This is a genomic window from Longimicrobium sp., from assembly GCF_036554565.1.
In the GTDB taxonomy this organism is placed as follows: Bacteria; Gemmatimonadota; Gemmatimonadetes; order Longimicrobiales; family Longimicrobiaceae; genus Longimicrobium.
In genome coordinates, this window is the sequence record NZ_DATBNB010000541.1 from 1 (window position 1) to 2,323 (window position 2,323).

Sequence of the window (2,323 nt, forward strand, 5' to 3'; positions counted from 1 at the left end):
AGGGGGCGCAGCTCGCGGGTGGCGGCGCCGCCCACCCCCGAGGCGTTCATCGCGGCGCTCAGGTCGCCCGTCACCAGGGCGTCGCGCACCGCCTCGCACGCTTCTACGGCCACGTTGCGCTGCGCGTCGCGGGTGGACGCGCCGAGGTGGGGGGTCAGCAGCAGGTTGGGAGCGCTGCGCAGGGGATGGTCGGCGGGGAGCGGCTCCACGTCGAAGGCATCCACCGCCGCCCCGGCCAGGCGCCCCGCGTGCAGCGCCTCGGCCAGCGCGTCCTCGGCGACGATGCCGCCGCGCGCCAGGTTCAGCACGTAGGCGTCGCGCCCCAGCCGGGCCAGCTCCGGCGCGCCGATCATCCCCGTCGTTTCGCCGGTCAGCGGCACGTGCAGCGTCACCACGTCGGCCCGCTCCAGCGCGTCGTTCAGCCGCTCCACCCGCTCCACGTCCAGCTCGTCGAAGCGGCTCTGGCCCACGTACGGGTCGTAGCCGATCACCGTCATGCCGAACGCCCGCGCGCGGCGCGCCACCTCGCTCCCGATGCGGCCGAGGCCGACGATGGCCATCGTCTTTCCGCGCAGCTCCACGCCGCCCAGCTTGGAGCGGTCCCAGCGGCCCTGGCGCATGGATTCCGCCGCCTGCGGGATGTTGCGCGCCAGGCCGATCAGCACGCCGAACGCGAGCTCGGCCACGGACACGGTGTTGCCGCCCGGTGCGTTGATGACGGCCACGCCCAGCTCCGTGGCCGTGCGGAGGTCCACGTTGTCCACCCCCACGCCGGCGCGGCCGATCACCCGCAGGCGATCGCCGGCCTGCAGCAGCTCGCGGGTGACGCGGGTGGCGCTGCGGCCCACGAACGCATCGTACTCGCCGATTTCCGCCAGCACCTCGGCGGCGGGGCGGGTGGGCTTTTCCACCACCTCGATGTCCGGGTGCGCGCGCAGGAGGGCGACGCCCTCGGGATCGATCTCGTCCGTCACCAGGACGCGAAAACGCCGGTCCGTCATCCCAGCACCTCCTCCAGCACCGCCAGCAGCGCGTCGAGCTCGTCCATCGTGTGGTCCCCCATGTGGCCGATCCGGAACGTCAGGTCCTTCAGCTTGCCGTACCCCGTGCCCAGCGTCCATCCACGCGCCGTCATCTCCGTGCAGATGCGCGATGCGGGCATCCCGTCGTCCACGCGGATGGTGGTGACGGTGGGGGAGCGCTGCCCCTCCGCGGCGAAGAGCGAGAGGCCGGGGCGGCCTTGGGCCCACTCCCACGTGCGTTCGGCCATCTGCCAGTGCCGGAGCGCGCGCGCCTCCACGCCCTCGGCGCCGATGCGGCGGCACTGCTCGGAGAGCGCGTACAGCAGCGAGACGGCGGGCGTGTTGGGCGTCTGGTGCTTGCGCCAGTAGGCGTCGTACTCCAGCAGGTCGAAGTACTGGCCGCGCCCGGGAATCGTCGCCGCGCGTGCCATCATCCGCTCCGACGCCGTGCCGAACGCAAGCCCGGGCGGCAGCGCCATCGCCTTCTGCGAGCCGGTGAGCAAAAAGTCCAGCCCCCACGCCTCCGCCTCCACCAGCATTCCGCCCACGGTGGTGACGCCGTCGACGAGCAGCAGGATCTCCTCGCCCGTTTCCGCCTCTGCCCGGCGCACGGCCTCGGCGATCTCGGGCAGCGGGTTCAGGACGCCCGTGGACGTTTCCGAGTGGACCACGGTGACCGCGTCGAAGCCGCCCGCGCGCAGGCGCTGGTAGACCTCGTCCGGCTGGTTCGCCTCGCCCAGCGGCACCTCGTACCGCTCGCCCTCGCGGCCGCAGTCCGTCACCAGCGCGGCGAACCGCTCGCTGAACGCGCCGTTGACGAGCGACAGGGCACGCCGGCGCACGCCGTTCCGAACGGCGCCCTCCATCAGCCCGGTCGCGGACGAGCTGGCCACGTAGACGGGGCGGCGGGTGCGGAAGAGGGAGCGCAGGACGGGGTCGCACGCCTCCAGCAGCGACGACATCTCGGCGCCGCGATGGCCGATCAACGGCCGCGTCATGGCCGCGAGCACGTCGGGGTGCACCTCGGTGGGACCCGGAAGGAAGAACCGGCCGAACCCGCTGTGGGCGGGGGACTGCGCTGTATCGGTCACTTCGGCGATCGAGTCGTAGATGAGGTCGATTGCGGGTTTGGGGGCGTTTCGCGGACGGCCGTGCAGTCCCCCGCTGCCCTCTCCCCCGGCCCGCCCCCCGGCCCCCTCTCCCGCAAGCGGGAGAGGCGGAGAATTCGTTTGCGCTTCGGCTGGGTTTGGCGCATGTCCCCGGGGCCCCCCATCCCCAGCCCTTCCCCCGCAAACTGCGCG

The 2,323-nt window shown here is 73.1% G+C and carries 2 protein-coding genes; both read right to left on the reverse strand.

The window, feature by feature from the left end:
• Nucleotides 1-1,001: hydroxyacid dehydrogenase (locus VIB55_RS14840; RefSeq protein WP_331877436.1), on the reverse strand; the 1,001-nt coding region annotated here is incomplete at its 3' end.
• Nucleotides 998-2,113: an alanine--glyoxylate aminotransferase family protein gene (locus tag VIB55_RS14845; protein ID WP_331877437.1), complete on the reverse strand. Its 1,116-nt coding sequence runs from the start codon at nt 2,111-2,113 to the stop codon at nt 998-1,000. The genes VIB55_RS14840 and VIB55_RS14845, both read right to left, overlap by 4 nt.
• Between the last annotated feature and the right edge of the window lie 210 nt (nt 2,114-2,323).